Raw genomic sequence first — 15,471 nt, 5'->3', positions numbered from 1 at the left:
CACTGAATATTTCAAAAAAAGAATAATTTTGCAACCCTTTAAACTCCGGAAATCCTTAAAATAAAGACTATGTACTGGACACTTGAACTCGCATCTTATTTAGAAGACGCACCCTGGCCAGCCACCAAGGATGAATTAATTGATTATGGCATCCGATCAGGCGCTCCTATGGAGGTAGTAGAAAATCTACAAGAACTTGAAGATGATGGGGAACCTTATGAGACCATCGAGGAGATCTGGCCGGATTATCCGACCAAAGACGATTTCTTCTTCAACGAAGACGAATATTAAATGCAAAAAGCCCTGATCACTCAGGGCTTTTTGCATTTAATATTGTTTTGAGTTCTGCTATTGATATTTGTAGCATGCGTGTGGACACGAGCGGTGCCATAGGTATTGGTTCAAATCTCATGACTTGACCCCATATTATTGAAGTCTTCAGACTTCTATTCCATTAGAAAATCTTTAGCAAATTGTATATAAGTAGGCATAAGTCTGAAGATTTACATCAGCATTCTCTACAATTGGCAGGTTTGGGCTAGCCTCTGACTAAAAACTGTGACTGATCACTTCCCCTCCCTACAAACCAAGCACCTGTCGCAGTCTAGCATAGCCCGTTTTGCTCACAGGCACCTTATCTCCTCCACGTAGTAGGACCATGTAGTTATCGCGCTCGTATGGCTCTATTTTGCTAATCTCATTTAAGTTGACCAAATATGATCTATGCACTCGTGCAAATTTGGCCGGATCTAGCGCTTCCTCCAGGGACTTCATGGTCATCTTCTTCAGGAATTTGCCAGAAGCGGTATGAATAGCGATGTAATCATCTTCAGCTTCAAAGAAACTCACTTCATGCGTGGGAATGATTTTAATTTCATTCTTGACACGCACGACCAGACGATTGCGCTTTTCCGCCAATTCATTCAATCGCTGAATGGATCCTTCATTGCCACCCTGCTGCCCCATGAACTTCTCTATAGCTTGCCCAAATCGCTCTTGAGAAAATGGCTTGAGTAAGTAATCGATAGCCATCGCATCGAAAGCTTGCAAAGCATATTCGTCAAAGGCCGTAGTGAAAATCACTGCAGGCGGTTCATCAAGTAATTCCAGCATCTCAAAGCCTGTGATTTTGGGCATCTGCACATCTAAAAAGATTAAATCCGGCTTATGTTCTTGAATGGCTTTCAAACCTTGAAATCCATTCTGACATACTGCTACAAGTTCAAATTGTGGAAAACCAGCCAAAAATTCTTGCACAATACTTGCCGCCAAAGGCTCGTCATCTATGATTAAAGTCTTGATCATTTCTGTTGGGGAATTTTTAAAATTACGGTAAAAAGGGAATCCTGGGCTTTAGATTCAAGCAAATCCTTTCTGCCAAAAAGCAAAAACAAGCGACGATCCACCGAGCTTAAACCAAAACCAGTCCCCTTTGGTGCAGCCATAGTGGGATCATAGGGATTTTCTATTTTCAACTTCAAATAATTTTGTTCTTTGAAAGCATGAAGGCTTATTTTCACATCTTCCGTAATACCATATAAGCCATGTTTGATTGCATTTTCGAGCAGCGGTTGAATTAGCAACTGAGGGAGTTGCATTTGTTTTACTTCATCATCGACATCAAATTCTATTGCCATTCGATGTCCAAATCGTACCCGTTCAATGTCTAGGTACATTTTGAGATAGCTCAATTCTTCTTCCAGACTCACCCATTGCTGATGATCCTTCCTGATTGTCCCCCGTAAGAAGTCTGAAAGTTGAAGAACCATCTCACGTGCTTTTAGTGGCTGGGAGACTGTCAAGGCACTGATAGAATTGAGACTATTAAACAGAAAATGGGGCTGAAGTTGCTGTCTGAGTTGGGACAACTCCGCTTCTCGAGATAGCTCATTCATCATTACCTCTCTCTTTTGTGCTTCATCCTCCTGCTCTAGTTTGGATACGACGATCGCAATCAAAGCAACTAATACCTCCGCCAAACCCAAAATCGCCCAGCGTAGGAAAAAGTGAGTTTTGAGAAAGACTTGATAAGCCTCCTTGTCTGAATATACCCAGGCTAGCAAATACTGATGAGCCAATACAGCTACGAAACTAAATAAAAGCGGCAAGCCCAACAGCAACCAATTGTTGCTACCATTAGGGATATAGAATCCAAAAACTCGATCCAGCACATTGACCCCTAGAAAAAAAAGCAAGGCGTAAATCAGTGCGTCTACGATAGCTGTAGATTGCTCAATCCCATAAAAAACTAGTAAACCAAAGGTACCAAGGAACCAGATTACTCCGGCTCCTTGGATGATCCAATTACTTTTAGAAGGGTTTGAAAATGCTCTAGAAAACAATGGCTTGGGGATTTATGGGAATTTCGTTAATAAGATTTGATTTCCAAACCTCCGAAGAACACCGTCCCTCTTATTACCAACACTTTATCCTGGTCCACCTCAGACTGACGGTAAGCACGCTTGTCCTCAACTCCTGCAGCGATATTGGTCACTTCCACCCTTACGTCCCAGTGCGGCGGTACTACCAGCTTGATGCCACCAAAGATCACATCTACCTGAAGAGTTACTATTCCAGTAAAGTCCGATTGGGTTAGATCAAGATCAATTCCACCAAAGGCCGCAGTCAATTTTCCACCCTGAAAGTTCTTGGTTAACATGCGTTTATTGATACCACTCATGATAGAATCTATGGAAACAGAATCTGAATAGCTTGTACCTGAGACTCCTGACATCCCAGCATAAGATTTGGCGCCGGTACCATAATCTGTAGCATAGGTCCCCTCTTCCTTGGCTTTCGTTTCCTCTCCAATGACGGCTGGCTTATTGGCTTTAGCTTTGATTTTCTCTTGAATATCTGACATCACCTGTTTCTCCTTTCGCTTCTGGGTGATCAGATAAATCCCTACTAAAATCAGCGCTATAGGGAAAATGAAGCGTTGTAGACCAAAGTCAAAATTAAACTCTCTCTCCAAGAGAAAGTACATACCTAAGCCCAGCATCATTACTCCAAAAAAACTTTTGAACTCGTGCTTCACGAGTGTAATCACCCCAACGGCAATTAATATCATCGGCCAGGAAAGTAACCAATCAGGATAAAAAACATCCAATTTTCTAAGTAGAATCAGGACACCTACTGCGAGGATTATGAATCCGAAGATCATTCCTCCATCATTATTGTTTATGCGATTTCGTTTCATCTGTTTATTGTTTAATTGATGATCGAAAGTAGTCTAAGCATTTACATCCTGAAATAAACAAAAGGCCAACACAACCAAAAAGTCGGTGAAAGCCACTAAAAAGTCGGTGAAATATCAGCGAGAAATCTTACCGATCCCTCAATTGCCTAGCAACCACAAATTCAGCATAGTCCATGTCTTCAGGTGTGGTAATCTTAATATTTTCTGGATTTCCTGAGATCAAGGTCACTTGCCAGCCCTGATTTTCATATACCGTGGCATCATCGGTAAACTGCTGAAGTTCTGTGACCGTAAAGGCTTTCTTGATTTTCTCCACTTGAAAAGTCTGGGGAGTTTGGACCAATCGGAAATATTGACGCTCCTCATAGAATGACTTACCGTCATCTCTTAGCTTTCTAATAGAATCCTTCAATGCAACCACAGCAATGGCAGACCCGCTTCGATCTGCCACCTCAAAACTCTCAAGGATGACTTTTTGATCTACAAAAGGCCTAACTCCATCATGGATAGCTACAAGTTTGGTTTCAGTTTTGAGAGAATCCAATCCATTTCTCACCGATTGAAACCTAGAATTTCCACCAGCGACTACACGATGAGGAATGGTGAATTTGTAATCCTCACATAATTCATCCCAGTACATAAAATCGCTTTTGGGCAATACCAAGATCAAGTCAATAGAAGAATCTACTTGATAAAAAACAGAAAGGGTACGCATCAATACCGGCTGCCCTGCGACAGGCAGATACTGTTTGGCCACAGGCCCTCCCATTCTTGTACCTCTTCCTCCTGCGACCAGGATTGCAGCTTTATTTGTCATACTTATTTTTTGCAAAAGTAAGAATTCAAACTTCCTTAGGATTTACTACAAAGTTAATTCTGTGTGAACATAAAAAAAGCTCCTTTCGGAGCTTTCAGTATTAAAGGATCAACATCGCATCTCCGTAGGAGAAGAATCGATATTTCTCTTTGATGGCTTCTTTGTATGCTTTCATCACCAAGTCGTAACCTCCAAAAGCTGATGCTGTCATTAGCAAGGTAGATTCTGGTAAGTGGAAATTGGTAATCAATGAATTAGCGATTTTGAACTCATAAGGAGGAATGATAAACTTATCTGTCCATCCACTACTTGCTTTCAATCGACCATTTGCAGTCACAGAGGACTCAATAGTTTTCAAAGACGTAGTACCCACAGCTACCACTCTCTTTTTGGCATCCAGTGATCTATTCACCAATTCAACCGTTCCATCAGGAATGCTGTAGTTTTCTGAATCCATTTTATGTTTCGTCAGATCTTCCACATCCACCTGTCGGAAAGTACCCAATCCCACATGTAGTGTAATAGGAGTCACATCCACACCTTGAAGTTCTAGCCGCTTCAACAAATGCGGAGTAAAGTGCAATCCAGCAGTAGGAGCAGCTACAGCACCCACATTCTGCGCAAACACAGTCTGGTATCTTTCTTTATCTTCTGCTTCTACTTTTCTTTCGATAAAATCTTTCAAAAGTGGCGTCTCACCAAGCGTATCAATGGTCTTATGGAATTCTTCTTCAGTTCCGTCAAACAAGAAACGTATGGTACGTCCTCTAGAAGTCGTATTGTCAATCACCTCAGCGACAAGATCTGAATCACCAAAATAAAGCTTGTTCCCAACTCTGATTTTACGAGCTGGATCCACCAATACATCCCAAAGTTTCAACTCAGCGTTAAGTTCTCTCAAGAGAAAAACTTCGATTTCAGCACCAGTTTTTTCCTTATTTCCATAAAGCCTCGCTGGAAAAACTTTTGTATCATTGGTAACAAAGACATCACCTTCACCGAAGTACTCGGTAATATCTTTAAAAATTCTGTGTTCGATTTTGCCCGTATCGCGATGGAGCACCATCAATCTGGATTCATCCCGATTGGCTTCTGGATAAAGAGCGACTAGTTTCTTTGGAACGTCAAATTTGAAATCCGATAATTTCATAGATAAGTTTTAGATGTCTTGAGTGATAATAGTATAACTCTAAAAAATGCAAAGATACTAACAATATCAGGTAATTTCAGCTAACTTGACAAATTGTTTTAAACCAACTAAACAGACATGCTATTTCTTAAACTCTCATGGGAAAGTTTTCGCTTCGCAATCTCAGCGTTAAAGACTAGCCTGACACGTACAATATTATCGCTTTTAGGTGTCACGGTCGGTATATTTGCTATTATCGCTGTTTTCACCTTAGTGGATTCACTCGAGAAAAACATCAAATCCTCCTTCTCTTTCTTAGGCACAAATGTAATGCGAGTGGATAGATTCCCCTTTGCAAATGGTCCTCAGGATTACCCGTGGTGGAAATATTTCCGCAGACCTCCCGGAACAGTAGAAGAATATAAATTCCTTCAAGAAAGGCTCACTTCTGCGGAAGCTGTCACTATCTCAGCCTCCTCCAATACTACTGTAAAAGCAGGTAGTAATGCCTATGAAGGCATGGCGCTCACGGGAGTTGTTTACTCCTATCAAGACGTGTATGAGATCTCACTGGAAGAAGGTAGATACTTCTCTCAATCCGAGATCAATGCTGCTAGAAACTTTGCAATCATAGGGAGGGAAATAGCAAACACTTTGTATCCGCAGCAAGAAGTAATCGGAAAGCAGATCAAAATCAAAGGCATGAAATTCGTCGTGATTGGGGTGTTTGAAGAAGAAGGCGAAGGATTGTTCGATGCTCCATCCAAGGACGAAGCCTGTTTGATACCATACGGCGCATTTAGCAAAATGTACTATACGGGGAGAAACGGCATGGAGCCAACCATAGCCGTTCAAGGCATGGAGGAAGATATAGGATTGGTCGCTTTAGAAAACGAAATGACTGGTTTGCTTCGTGCCAAAAGAGGACTTAAGCCAAGAGACGAGGATAACTTTGCCCTCAACAAAACAGAATTTATTCAAAATGCGATCGGATCTATTTTTGACGTAATCTCTGTGGCAGGCTGGGTAATTGGCGGTTTTTCAATACTTGTAGGTGGATTTGGAATCGCAAACATCATGTTCGTATCCGTCCGAGAAAGAACCAATATTATTGGAATTCAAAAATCACTTGGAGCCAAAAACTACTTTATCCTGTTCCAATTCCTTTTCGAATCAATATGTCTGAGTTTGATTGGTGGAATCACGGGGATAATTATTGTCTATTTCCTAACCTTTATCCAATTGGGTAGTTTGGAGATAGCCTTATCATTCAAAAACATCATGCTTGGCCTCGGCGTTTCTACCATTATCGGAGTTGTATCTGGTATTGTACCAGCTACACTTGCAGCGAGAATGGATCCTGTAGAAGCTATCAGAACCAATTAAGCTTCACAAAGCCTAGATACAAAAAGAGGTTGCTCATTAGTTGAGCAACCTCTTTTTTTATGATTAGAACCTAGCAGAATCGCTTTACTTATTCTTTCTCTGCTGTTGTCTTTTCCTCTTTACCTGATAGACCAGATGCTGCCTTGATCTTCACTTCAAGCTCTTCCATTAATTCTGGATTATCCAACAACAAGGTTTTTACAGATTCACGACCCTGACCTAGTTTCTCTCCATTATAAGAGAACCAGGAACCAGCCTTTTTGACAATATCGAGCTCTACGCCCAGATCAATGATTTCCCCTACTTTGGAGATCCCCTGTCCATACATGATATCAAACTCTACCACTTTAAACGGAGGAGCCACTTTATTCTTCACCACTTTCACCTTCGTTCTGTTACCCAGAATATTATCTGCACTTTCCTTGATCTGGCCGATTCTACGGATATCCAAACGTACAGATGCATAGAACTTCAATGCATTACCACCAGTAGTGGTCTCAGGATTACCGAACATCACACCGATCTTCTCACGAAGCTGATTGATGAAAATACAAGAACATCCAGTCTTATTGATCGCTCCGGTCAGCTTACGCAAAGCCTGAGACATCAACCTAGCCTGTAAGCCCATTTTGCTATCCCCCATATCGCCTTCCAGTTCACCTTTTGGCACCAAAGCAGCTACGGAGTCAATCACGATAATATCAATCGCTCCAGAGCGGATCAAATGCTCGGCGATTTCAAGAGCCTGCTCACCATTATCAGGCTGAGATATCAATAAGTTCTCTGTGTCGATCCCTAGCTTCTCCGCATAAGCCTTATCAAAGGCATGCTCTGCATCAATAAATGCCGCTAATCCACCCGCTTTCTGCGCTTCAGCTATACAATGCAAGGTCAAGGTGGTTTTACCAGAAGATTCCGGACCATAAATCTCTATCACACGGCCACGAGGTATACCCCCTATACCCAATGCGATATCCAAACCCAATGAACCGGTAGAAATAGCTGGGATATCCACCACTTTATTATCACTTAACTTCATAACGGTGCCTTTACCGTATGTTTTATCCAACTTATCTATAGTCAGCTGCAGGGCCTTTAATTTTTCAGCGTTGTTACTCATATGTTTTTGAATTTGTGAAAACAATTGTTTAGTGAAAGTAAATAAACAACAGACTATTACCAAGGAGGGCATGTCTATTGTTTTGGGATACTAAATTCGTAATTTTAATCGCCTTTCGGCACGCTTTTTCGTAATACCTATAGAATACTGCCCTTTTCGTCAGGTATTGTCAATATAATTTATGAAAAGAATCCTAGGATCACTTACACTTGTCATTTTACTTACTCTCTCAGAGCTAGCTGCACAGGGTTCAGTCGGCGATTCCCCTTTTACTTTTGGCGAAGAATTATCATTTGAGGTTTCCTATGGATGGTTGAATCTGGCTGATGCGAAGCTGCAGATCTCTAAAAGACCCCAAGAACAGAATAACAAACCCCACTATAAAATAGATGTCTATGGCAAGACCAAAGGTGCTGCCACGATTTTTGGAAAAGTAAATGATAACTGGGGGACTTACCTCGATGTAGAGACCAACCTACCCTCCTTGTCCTACCGCCACATCGAAGAGGGAAGTTACAGAAAACATGAGCTTGTTTACTTCGATCAGATAAACAAAAAGGCTACAATGGAGCTTTATGATAAGGAGAACAAGAACATCAAAGAAACAAAGGACTTCGATCTGAAAACTCAGGTGCAAGATCTCGTCAGCGGATTTTATTATCTGAGATTACAAGACCTGAAGGATATGAAGGCCGGAGAAGCCATAGAAATCAAAGGATTCTTTGATAAAGAAACATATAACATAAAGTTAATCTACGAAGGCACCGAGACCTTGGAAACTAATCTTGGTAAAAAGGAAACCTACATTTTTTCTCCGCAGGTACCCAAAAACAAAATTTTCCGAGGAGAATTTCCCGTGAAAGTATGGGTCACAAAGGACCAGAACAAAATCCCGGTGAAAATCAAAGCTAATCTCTTCATCGGCTCCTTAAATCTGGATATCATCTCCGCGAAGGGTTTAAAAAACAATTAATTCAACTAGATTTAACATAGCGGTAATATAGAGTTGATCTAATCAACAACCCCCATGCTATTCAAGCCTAAGCAGGGACTTCCAATTGACTTCAATCCTTAAATATTCCTTAATTTTAAGCCAAACATTAAGAAATCCTGATGAGCGATAAGCAAAAAATCAAAGTTCTGGTAGTTGACGATGAACCTGATATTGTTGAAATCCTGAAATACAATCTCGAAAAAGAAGGCTATGCAGTAGCTACTGCAGAAGATGGAATAAAGGCAGTAAAGACTGCTGCAAAATTTTTGCCTGATGTGATACTACTTGATATCATGATGCCTAATCAGGATGGCGTAGAGACATGTCTGCAGATCAGACAGATTCCCGAACTGAAAAACACCTTTATTATTTTCCTTACTGCCCGTATGGAAGAGTACTCAGAGGTAGCGGCATTCGATGTGGGAGCAGATGACTACATCACCAAGCCTATCAAACCAAGAGCGCTGATGAGTAGGATTTCAGCTTTGTTCAGACGGGAGTCCAAAAAAGAACAAGAACAGATCCAGGTCAAAATAAAAGATCTCATTATCGACCGAGGCAGCTATACGATAGACAAAGCTGGAAAGACAATCACCCTTCCCAAGAAAGAATTTGAGCTATTGTATTTCCTAGCCAAAAACCCTAATATCGTTTTCAGTAGAGACGAACTTCTTCAGAATATCTGGGGCGCTGACGTATTTGTATTGGCAAGAACCGTCGATGTACATATCCGGAAAGTGCGTGAGAAAATAGGCGAAGATTATATCACTACAGTAAAAGGCGTAGGTTACAAATTCGACTAAGCACAATCCATGTTTACCACTTCCAGAGGAATTTCTTTGATCCTGGCTTTAGCTATTTCGGCTCTGGTTGCGGCATTTTTGTCATTAATGGACGAGTCCAGCTTCCTCTTGCTATTGGTAGCTTGGGGGGTATCTTTTTCATCTGCATACCTACTGATCTCATTTACTCTGGAATTTTTCATTTTCAAAGAAATCGGAGATATCTATTCTCTGTTGGAAAAAATCCAACGGAAAGACCTGTCTGAAATCAGTGAAAAAGGCAAAAAAGCATCTATTTCTCCCCTGCGGAAAATCAACAAAGTCATCAACTCCTATGCGATTGCAAGACAGAAGGAAATAGACACTCTTCAGAAAAATGCGGAGTTTAGGCGGGAATTTATTGCTGATATTTCGCATGAGCTAAAGACCCCTATCTTCGCTACACAAGGCTATATTCATACGCTATTGGATGGAGCTATAGATGACAAGCAAGTTCGGATGCGATTCTTGAAGCGTGCCGCCAAAAGCTTGGATTCACTAGATATCCTAGTTCAGGATCTGCTCACGCTCAACCAGATGGAAAGCGGAGTCATCAAATTCAATTTCACTGAATTTGATCTCAAGGAGCTCATGGAGGAAGTAATGGAGGAGCTAGAACACAAAGCCTCCAAGCGGGATATGCATATCAAATTTGAGGTAGAACCGACTAAGCATTACCTCACTACTGGTGATAGACAGAAGATTTATCGTGTCTGCCAAAACCTGATCTTCAATGCCATGAAGTACAATCACAATGGTGGTGAGGTGAATGTTGCTCTTACAACGTTGAAGAACACGATCCAAGTAGATATCCAGGATGATGGACAAGGAATTCCACCAGAAGACCTTAAACGTATTTTCGAACGTTTCTACCGTGTGGAAAAAAGCAGATCCAAGGAAAAAGGCGGTACTGGCCTGGGATTAGCCATCGTCAAGCATATCCTCGAAGGACATAAAAGCAAGATTTCTGTAAGCTCCACTGTGGGCAAAGGATCTATTTTCAGCTTTTCATTGCCTTTGGTGAAAAACGAGGCTGATGAAGACAAACCTAAAGTGGTAAATCTCTAAGAATAAAAGCCGGAGAAGTTTTTTACCCATCCTTTTTTCCCTACTTTTGCAGCCTCAATTGAAGAGGCAGGAGAATCCATGAAGAAAGTAGATTTTGATAATCTTATTCTGTTTGAAAACGAGGATTACCTGGTAATCAATAAACCGCCGTACCTATCAAGCTTAGACGATAGGCACGAAGCGCAGAACATCCTAGACTTAGCCAAGGCACACACCCCCGATTCCCAGCTGTGTCATCGATTGGATAAGGAAACTTCAGGATGTCTAGTGATTGCCAAGAATCCAGCGGCCTACAGGCATTTGGCCATGCAGTTTGAAAGCAGAAAAGTAAACAAAGTCTATCATGCAGTGGTGGAAGGGATCAAGGAATTCAGCGATGAGCTTGTAGACCGAAATCTCTTAGCCAACAACAAAGGAATCGCCAAAGTAAGTAAAGACGGCAAGCCAGCGCAGACAGTTTTCAATACCTTGAAGACCTACTACGCACACACCTTGGTCGAGTGCAAACCCATCACTGGGAGACTGCATCAGATACGGGTTCATTTGGCCTACCTGAAGTCGCCCATTTGTGGAGACAGCTTATACGGAGGCAAGCCTTTATACCTATCTTCTATCAAGCGTCGCTTCAATTTAAAAAAAGAGACAGAAGAATTACCAATTATGCAGCGGGTTTCGCTTCATGCTTATTCGATTGGATTTAAGGGTATGGACGACACGGAAATATTCGTAAATGCGCCTTATCCGAAGGATTTCAAGGTTTTGGTTAATCAATTAGAGAAAACCAGCTAAGATTTTCAGATCGAAAAGCAGTAAGAAAAACCCAATTATGATTGGTAGTAAAAAGCTAAGCCTGTGAAAATTAGGACTTAGTATTGGAAATATTTTGCATCGAAAAAAAAATACTCCTATCTTTGTGTCCCTTTTTGAGGGTGAAATAAATTTAACAAGCTAAATATTAAACAGTTACACAGTGGATACTTTGAGCTATAAGACCGTATCAGCCAATGCCGCAACTGTAGAAAAGCAATGGGTGGTAGTGGATGCCCAAGCTGCAGTTTTAGGTAGATTGGCTAGTGAGGTAGCGAAAATCTTAAGAGGTAAGACGAAGCCAAGCTTCACTCCTCACGTTGATTGTGGTGACAATGTCATTGTAATCAATACAGACAAAATCAGACTAACTGGTGACAAGTGGGACTCCAAAGTATATGTGAGACACACAGGTTATCCAGGTGGACAGCGTATTTCTACGCCAAGATTATTGAAAGACAAGTCTTCAACAATCTTGATCGAGAAAGCTGTACGAGGCATGTTGCCTAAAAACAGATTGGGAAGAAAATTATACGGCAACTTGTACGTGTATGAAGGATCTGAGCATCCGCATGCAGCGCAGCAGCCTAAAACCATCACTCTTTAATCGTCTATTTCATGGAAATGATCAACAAAATCGGTAGAAGAAAAACCTCTGTAGCCAGAATTTACATGGCTCCAGGAAATGGTACTATCACCGTAAACAACAGATCTCTTGAAGTTCACTTCCCATTTGAACTTCACCAGATCGTAGTAAAGCAGCCGCTTACGCTAGTAGGCGTGGATGGCAACTACGACATCAAGATCAATGTAGATGGTGGCGGAAGTACAGGTCAGGCAGAAGCAGCCCGTATGGCTATCTCCAGGGCTTTGTGCGAATTCGACATCGAACACAGACCTGCCTTGAAAAAAGAAGGTTTCCTTACTCGTGACCCTAGAATGGTAGAACGTAAGAAGCCAGGACGTAGAAAAGCAAGAAGAAAGTTCCAGTTCTCTAAACGTTAATCTGGAGACTCCTCCTTATATAAGAAAAACACATTTTATAATGGCAAAATTAGAATATAAAGACTTACTAGATGCTGGTGTTCACTTCGGACACTTGACGAGAAAGTGGGATCCAAGAATGTCTCCATACATTTTCATGGAGAGAAATGGTATCCACATTATCGATCTTAACAAAACGCTTGTATGCCTCGACGAAGCATCTAACGCAATCAAGCAAATCGTACGTTCAGGCAAAAAAGTGATGTTCGTTGCTACTAAGAAGCAAGCGAAAGACCTTGTAGCTACTGAAGCGAAGAGACTTAACATGCCTTTCGTAACTGAAAGATGGTTAGGTGGTATGATGACCAACTTCGCAACTATCCGTAAATCATTGAAGAAAATGTCCGGTTTGGACAAATTGATGAAGGAGGAAGCTTACAAGAACCTTGCGAAGAAAGAGCGTTTGATGGTTTCACGTCAGAAAGACAAAATGGAAGATGTTCTTGGCGGTATCGCTGACTTGAGCAGACTACCTGCTGCGCTTTTCATCGTGGACATCAAAAGAGAACACATTGCAATTGCTGAAGCGAAAAAGCTTGGTATCCCTGTTTTCGCATTAGTAGATACGAACTCTAACCCGAACGAGGTTGATTTCCCTATCCCTGCTAATGACGATGCTTTCAAGTCCGTTTCTTTACTAGTTAAAGCGTTCGGTGCAGCTATCGAAGAAGGTCTTTCAGAACGTAAGAGAGACAAAGAAGAAGCTAAACTTTCTGAAGAGGAAGAAGCTAAGAAAGCTGTGGACGCTGAAACAAAAGAATAATCCACAACTTGATTTGAAATAAATTAAAAATTGAACATCAAGTTTCGGCTTATGTTCAATTTTTTTGTTTTATCCTATCCTTCAAGGTGCTAGCCACCAAGAAGTAACTATAATCAAGCCTTGGAGTACAGCCCCTCTTTGATGAGTTGAGCTCAAGGTTCCAAAAGAATTTATCCCGTTTTATTTTAAACTGATAACACAATGGCAATTACTGCACAAGAAGTAAACAAATTGAGACAAATGACCGGTGCCGGTATGATGGATTGCAAAAAAGCTCTTACCGAATCAGAAGGTGATTTCGAGAAAGCTGTTGACATCCTCAGAAAGAAAGGTCAAAAAGTATCTGCTTCCAGAGCTGATCGTGAGACTAAAGAAGGTGTGGCTGTAACAAGAATCTCTGCTGACGGCTCCAAAGGCTATATTCTTACATTGACTTGTGAAACAGATTTCGTAGCTAAAAACGAAGGTTTCGTGACTTTCGCCAATTCATTAATGGATATCGCAGTTGAAAACTCGGCTACGACTATCGAAGCAATACTTGCTCTTCCTTTCGAAGATCAGTTGGTAGCTGCTAAGATTACTGAAATGACTGGTAAAATCGGTGAAAAGCTTGAGATCTCTCACTTCGAAGTAATTGAAGCTGAAACAGTAGTTCCTTACATCCACTCTAATGGCAAATTAGGTGTATTGGTAGGTTTGACTAACACAAGCGGAACTAACGTAGAAGAAGCTGGAAAAGACGTAGCAATGCAAATTGCAGCGATGAACCCAGTTGCTCTTGACAAGGACGGAGTTGATTCTTCTGTAGTAGAAAGAGAAATCGCAGTAGGTAAAGAGCAAGCACTAGCGGAAGGTAAGCCAGAAGCAATGCTTGAGAAAATCGCTTTGGGTAAACTGAACAAATTCTACAAAGAGAACACACTTCTTAGCCAGACTTTTGTAAAAGATAACAGCAAAACTATCGCTCAATACCTTGACGGTGTAAGCAAAGGAATGACTGTATCTGCATTCAAAAGAGTTTCTATCGGTTAATCCGAAAAGATCTTTAATATAAAAAACCTCTTCAATTGATTTTGAAGAGGTTTTTTTTAGTTATAATATCCTAACTATTTCTAAGAATAAAAAAATCACTCATCCTTAATTTTGTACACAAATAGAACAGGATTACCATCTTCTTCTACATTATACTTAGATGCAAAATAATTGTAAGCATTATCATTCCCATTTTTATTATTCAAATATATCTTTAATTCTCTAGGAAATATTGCCCAAGTAATAAAACCAGGCATCATAGCATCAACAGGGATAGCACTAAAATCAGGGCATATTTCATCCATGTTATTACTAAAGGTTACAAGATTTGCAGTACTTCTACTTTTTACCCAGATACCTAATTCACGACGAGCTCCCTTATCTATATTGAAAAGCAAAATATTTTTGCTATCAATCATATGACTATTGATTGAGTATTGATTTTTATTTTTCAACTCCTTAACATAATCTGTCGCCTCATATGCAGTATGATTTGGAATGAATTCATTACTTGAAAAGGAAAAATTAATTTCTCGAAGAACCCTATTTTCAGAAAACTCAAATACGGAATTGCTCCCCCAATCCTTATAAAAGGCTGATTCCTCATCATGGGAAGGTGTAAAATAAGGAGGACTCATTCCTCTCGTAATTATTGTCCTATCCTTGTCATTGATATTAATTGCAGTTGTAATATTTGTAACCAAATCTAACTTTAGAACCTTTTCGTTTTGATCTACAGCTAATCCATCATAAAAAAATAATTCTCCATTCAAATTAATCAAATCATAGATGGAGAATCCCGTGAATTTCAATTCGCTTTTCCAGTTTCCTTCCAAATCGTAGGTTAAAAATTTCCCAAGTCTTCCGTCATAAACTACCAATTGATCTAATTCTTTGTTTATAGTGAAATCTCTGGCGGAATACAACTCATTTGGCCCCATCCCTTCAGACTCCTTTTTAAACCCCAATTATGCAATAGGAATAGTAAAGTGATCCAAAATCTTTGAAAGGGAATAGAAAACCACGATTTTTAATAGAATTAAATCTCACCAAAATGGTTAATCTGCCGATTGAGTATTCCGACAAGCCAGTCACACCCTTTGGGGGAATGAGTTTGATGAAGCGTTTTGTGGATCAGACTGGAATCAAGGAGTATCTCAGCTCCCTTGATTTACCTCAGCCGGGATCTAACAGAGGCTATGATCCGGCAGATATTGTGACCTCATTTTGGCTAAGCATCTGGACTGGGGCTAGCCGTTATATTCATTGTGACTGGCTGCGTTATGATACG

Annotated in this window: 17 protein-coding genes and 1 pseudogene; 11 read left to right on the top strand and 7 right to left on the bottom strand. The window is 40.6% G+C overall.

Annotation, left to right across the window (positions count from 1 at the left end; all coding sequences use genetic code 11):
• Positions 1 to 69 precede the first annotated feature (69 nt).
• Entirely contained in the window at positions 70 to 291 is a 222-nt protein-coding gene (locus LV85_RS20050; protein ID WP_111322787.1) for a DUF2795 domain-containing protein, read from the top strand.
• Between the two features lie 288 nt (positions 292 to 579).
• On the opposite strand, the gene LV85_RS20045 is transcribed toward LV85_RS20050, so the two are convergent.
• The 5 genes from LV85_RS20045 to queA all read right to left on the bottom strand — a co-directional run bounded on the left by LV85_RS20045 (position 580) and on the right by queA (position 5,166).
• Positions 580 to 1,305 carry a LytR/AlgR family response regulator transcription factor gene (locus tag LV85_RS20045; RefSeq protein WP_111322785.1) on the bottom strand — a complete coding sequence of 242 codons (726 nt, stop codon included), beginning with the start codon at positions 1,303 to 1,305 and terminating at the stop codon, positions 580 to 582.
• Positions 1,302 to 2,342, bottom strand: a complete 1,041-nt coding sequence (locus LV85_RS20040) for a sensor histidine kinase (protein WP_245942389.1) — start codon at positions 2,340 to 2,342, stop codon at positions 1,302 to 1,304. The genes LV85_RS20045 and LV85_RS20040 overlap by 4 nt, the downstream gene beginning before the upstream one ends.
• 26 nt (positions 2,343 to 2,368) lie before the next feature.
• A complete protein-coding gene (locus tag LV85_RS20035; protein ID WP_111322783.1) occupies positions 2,369 to 3,199 on the bottom strand; it encodes a LiaF transmembrane domain-containing protein in 831 nt (276 codons plus the stop codon).
• A 127-nt stretch (positions 3,200 to 3,326) separates the two neighbouring features.
• Positions 3,327 to 4,016 (bottom strand): 2-C-methyl-D-erythritol 4-phosphate cytidylyltransferase, encoded by a 690-nt coding sequence (locus LV85_RS20030; RefSeq protein ID WP_111322781.1) that lies wholly within the window; start codon positions 4,014 to 4,016, stop codon positions 3,327 to 3,329.
• Positions 4,017 to 4,116: 100 nt separating this feature from the next.
• The gene (queA, locus tag LV85_RS20025) at positions 4,117 to 5,166 is read right to left on the bottom strand and encodes a tRNA preQ1(34) S-adenosylmethionine ribosyltransferase-isomerase QueA (protein WP_111322779.1); all 1,050 of its coding nucleotides are present in this window, start codon (positions 5,164 to 5,166) and stop codon (positions 4,117 to 4,119) included.
• Positions 5,167 to 5,283: 117 nt separating this feature from the next.
• Here queA and LV85_RS20020 point away from each other — a divergent pair, with 117 nt between their 5' ends.
• Positions 5,284 to 6,531: an ABC transporter permease gene (locus tag LV85_RS20020; RefSeq protein ID WP_111322777.1), complete on the top strand. Its 1,248-nt coding sequence runs from the start codon at positions 5,284 to 5,286 to the stop codon at positions 6,529 to 6,531.
• 88 nt (positions 6,532 to 6,619) lie between these two features.
• Here the strand turns inward: LV85_RS20020 and recA are convergent, their stop codons facing one another.
• On the bottom strand, positions 6,620 to 7,651 hold the full coding sequence (recA, locus tag LV85_RS20015; RefSeq protein WP_111322775.1) for a recombinase RecA: 1,032 nt from the start codon (positions 7,649 to 7,651) through the stop codon (positions 6,620 to 6,622).
• A gap of 181 nt (positions 7,652 to 7,832) precedes the next feature.
• On the opposite strand from recA, the gene LV85_RS20010 reads away from it, so the two are divergent.
• The 8 genes from LV85_RS20010 to tsf all read left to right on the top strand — a co-directional run bounded on the left by LV85_RS20010 (position 7,833) and on the right by tsf (position 14,180).
• Positions 7,833 to 8,624, top strand: a complete 792-nt coding sequence (locus LV85_RS20010) for a DUF3108 domain-containing protein (RefSeq protein WP_111322773.1) — start codon at positions 7,833 to 7,835, stop codon at positions 8,622 to 8,624.
• Between the two features lie 140 nt (positions 8,625 to 8,764).
• The gene (locus tag LV85_RS20005; RefSeq protein WP_111322771.1) at positions 8,765 to 9,448 is read left to right on the top strand and encodes a response regulator transcription factor; all 684 of its coding nucleotides are present in this window, start codon (positions 8,765 to 8,767) and stop codon (positions 9,446 to 9,448) included.
• A gap of 9 nt (positions 9,449 to 9,457) precedes the next feature.
• Entirely contained in the window at positions 9,458 to 10,534 is a 1,077-nt protein-coding gene (locus tag LV85_RS20000) for a sensor histidine kinase (RefSeq protein ID WP_111322769.1), read from the top strand.
• A gap of 78 nt (positions 10,535 to 10,612) precedes the next feature.
• Complete coding sequence (locus tag LV85_RS19995; protein WP_111322767.1) at positions 10,613 to 11,323, top strand: RluA family pseudouridine synthase; 711 nt, start codon at positions 10,613 to 10,615, stop codon at positions 11,321 to 11,323.
• Positions 11,324 to 11,504: 181 nt separating this feature from the next.
• Entirely contained in the window at positions 11,505 to 11,948 is a 444-nt protein-coding gene (gene rplM / locus LV85_RS19990) for a 50S ribosomal protein L13 (RefSeq protein ID WP_111322765.1), read from the top strand.
• Between the two features lie 11 nt (positions 11,949 to 11,959).
• The gene (rpsI, locus tag LV85_RS19985; protein WP_111322763.1) at positions 11,960 to 12,346 is read left to right on the top strand and encodes a 30S ribosomal protein S9; all 387 of its coding nucleotides are present in this window, start codon (positions 11,960 to 11,962) and stop codon (positions 12,344 to 12,346) included.
• A gap of 40 nt (positions 12,347 to 12,386) precedes the next feature.
• The gene (rpsB, locus tag LV85_RS19980) at positions 12,387 to 13,148 is read left to right on the top strand and encodes a 30S ribosomal protein S2 (protein ID WP_111322761.1); all 762 of its coding nucleotides are present in this window, start codon (positions 12,387 to 12,389) and stop codon (positions 13,146 to 13,148) included.
• A 201-nt stretch (positions 13,149 to 13,349) separates the two neighbouring features.
• Positions 13,350 to 14,180 (top strand): translation elongation factor Ts, encoded by an 831-nt coding sequence (gene tsf / locus LV85_RS19975; RefSeq protein WP_111322759.1) that lies wholly within the window; start codon positions 13,350 to 13,352, stop codon positions 14,178 to 14,180.
• 95 nt (positions 14,181 to 14,275) lie between these two features.
• On the opposite strand, the gene LV85_RS19970 is transcribed toward tsf, so the two are convergent.
• Positions 14,276 to 15,121, bottom strand: a complete 846-nt coding sequence (locus tag LV85_RS19970; protein WP_158531216.1) for a 6-bladed beta-propeller — start codon at positions 15,119 to 15,121, stop codon at positions 14,276 to 14,278.
• A gap of 113 nt (positions 15,122 to 15,234) precedes the next feature.
• On the opposite strand from LV85_RS19970, the pseudogene LV85_RS19965 reads away from it, so the two are divergent.
• Positions 15,235 to 15,471, top strand: a pseudogene (locus tag LV85_RS19965) (hypothetical protein); the annotation flags it as partial.

Source organism: Algoriphagus chordae (assembly GCF_003254055.1).
Classification (GTDB): Bacteria; Bacteroidota; Bacteroidia; order Cytophagales; family Cyclobacteriaceae; genus Algoriphagus; species Algoriphagus chordae.
The sequence above is the reverse complement of the archived record's forward strand: the minus strand, read 5'-3'. Positions and strand labels throughout refer to the sequence as shown.

What these genes read in the sequence shown, in the direction of transcription:
- LV85_RS20050 (WP_111322787.1), top strand. Translation starts at nt 70, where the DNA reads ATGTACTGGACACTTGAACTCGCATCTTATTTAGAAGACGCACCCTGG.
- LV85_RS20045 (WP_111322785.1), bottom strand. Translation starts at nt 1,305, where the DNA reads ATGATCAAGACTTTAATCATAGATGACGAGCCTTTGGCGGCAAGTATT.
- LV85_RS20035 (WP_111322783.1), bottom strand. Translation starts at nt 3,199, where the DNA reads ATGAAACGAAATCGCATAAACAATAATGATGGAGGAATGATCTTCGGA.
- LV85_RS20030 (WP_111322781.1), bottom strand. Translation starts at nt 4,016, where the DNA reads ATGACAAATAAAGCTGCAATCCTGGTCGCAGGAGGAAGAGGTACAAGA.
- queA (WP_111322779.1), bottom strand. Translation starts at nt 5,166, where the DNA reads ATGAAATTATCGGATTTCAAATTTGACGTTCCAAAGAAACTAGTCGCT.
- LV85_RS20020 (WP_111322777.1), top strand. Translation starts at nt 5,284, where the DNA reads ATGCTATTTCTTAAACTCTCATGGGAAAGTTTTCGCTTCGCAATCTCA.
- recA (WP_111322775.1), bottom strand. Translation starts at nt 7,651, where the DNA reads ATGAGTAACAACGCTGAAAAATTAAAGGCCCTGCAGCTGACTATAGAT.
- LV85_RS20010 (WP_111322773.1), top strand. Translation starts at nt 7,833, where the DNA reads ATGAAAAGAATCCTAGGATCACTTACACTTGTCATTTTACTTACTCTC.
- LV85_RS20005 (WP_111322771.1), top strand. Translation starts at nt 8,765, where the DNA reads ATGAGCGATAAGCAAAAAATCAAAGTTCTGGTAGTTGACGATGAACCT.
- LV85_RS20000 (WP_111322769.1), top strand. Translation starts at nt 9,458, where the DNA reads ATGTTTACCACTTCCAGAGGAATTTCTTTGATCCTGGCTTTAGCTATT.
- LV85_RS19995 (WP_111322767.1), top strand. Translation starts at nt 10,613, where the DNA reads ATGAAGAAAGTAGATTTTGATAATCTTATTCTGTTTGAAAACGAGGAT.
- rpsI (WP_111322763.1), top strand. Translation starts at nt 11,960, where the DNA reads ATGGAAATGATCAACAAAATCGGTAGAAGAAAAACCTCTGTAGCCAGA.
- rpsB (WP_111322761.1), top strand. Translation starts at nt 12,387, where the DNA reads ATGGCAAAATTAGAATATAAAGACTTACTAGATGCTGGTGTTCACTTC.
- tsf (WP_111322759.1), top strand. Translation starts at nt 13,350, where the DNA reads ATGGCAATTACTGCACAAGAAGTAAACAAATTGAGACAAATGACCGGT.
- LV85_RS19970 (WP_158531216.1), bottom strand. Translation starts at nt 15,121, where the DNA reads ATGGGGCCAAATGAGTTGTATTCCGCCAGAGATTTCACTATAAACAAA.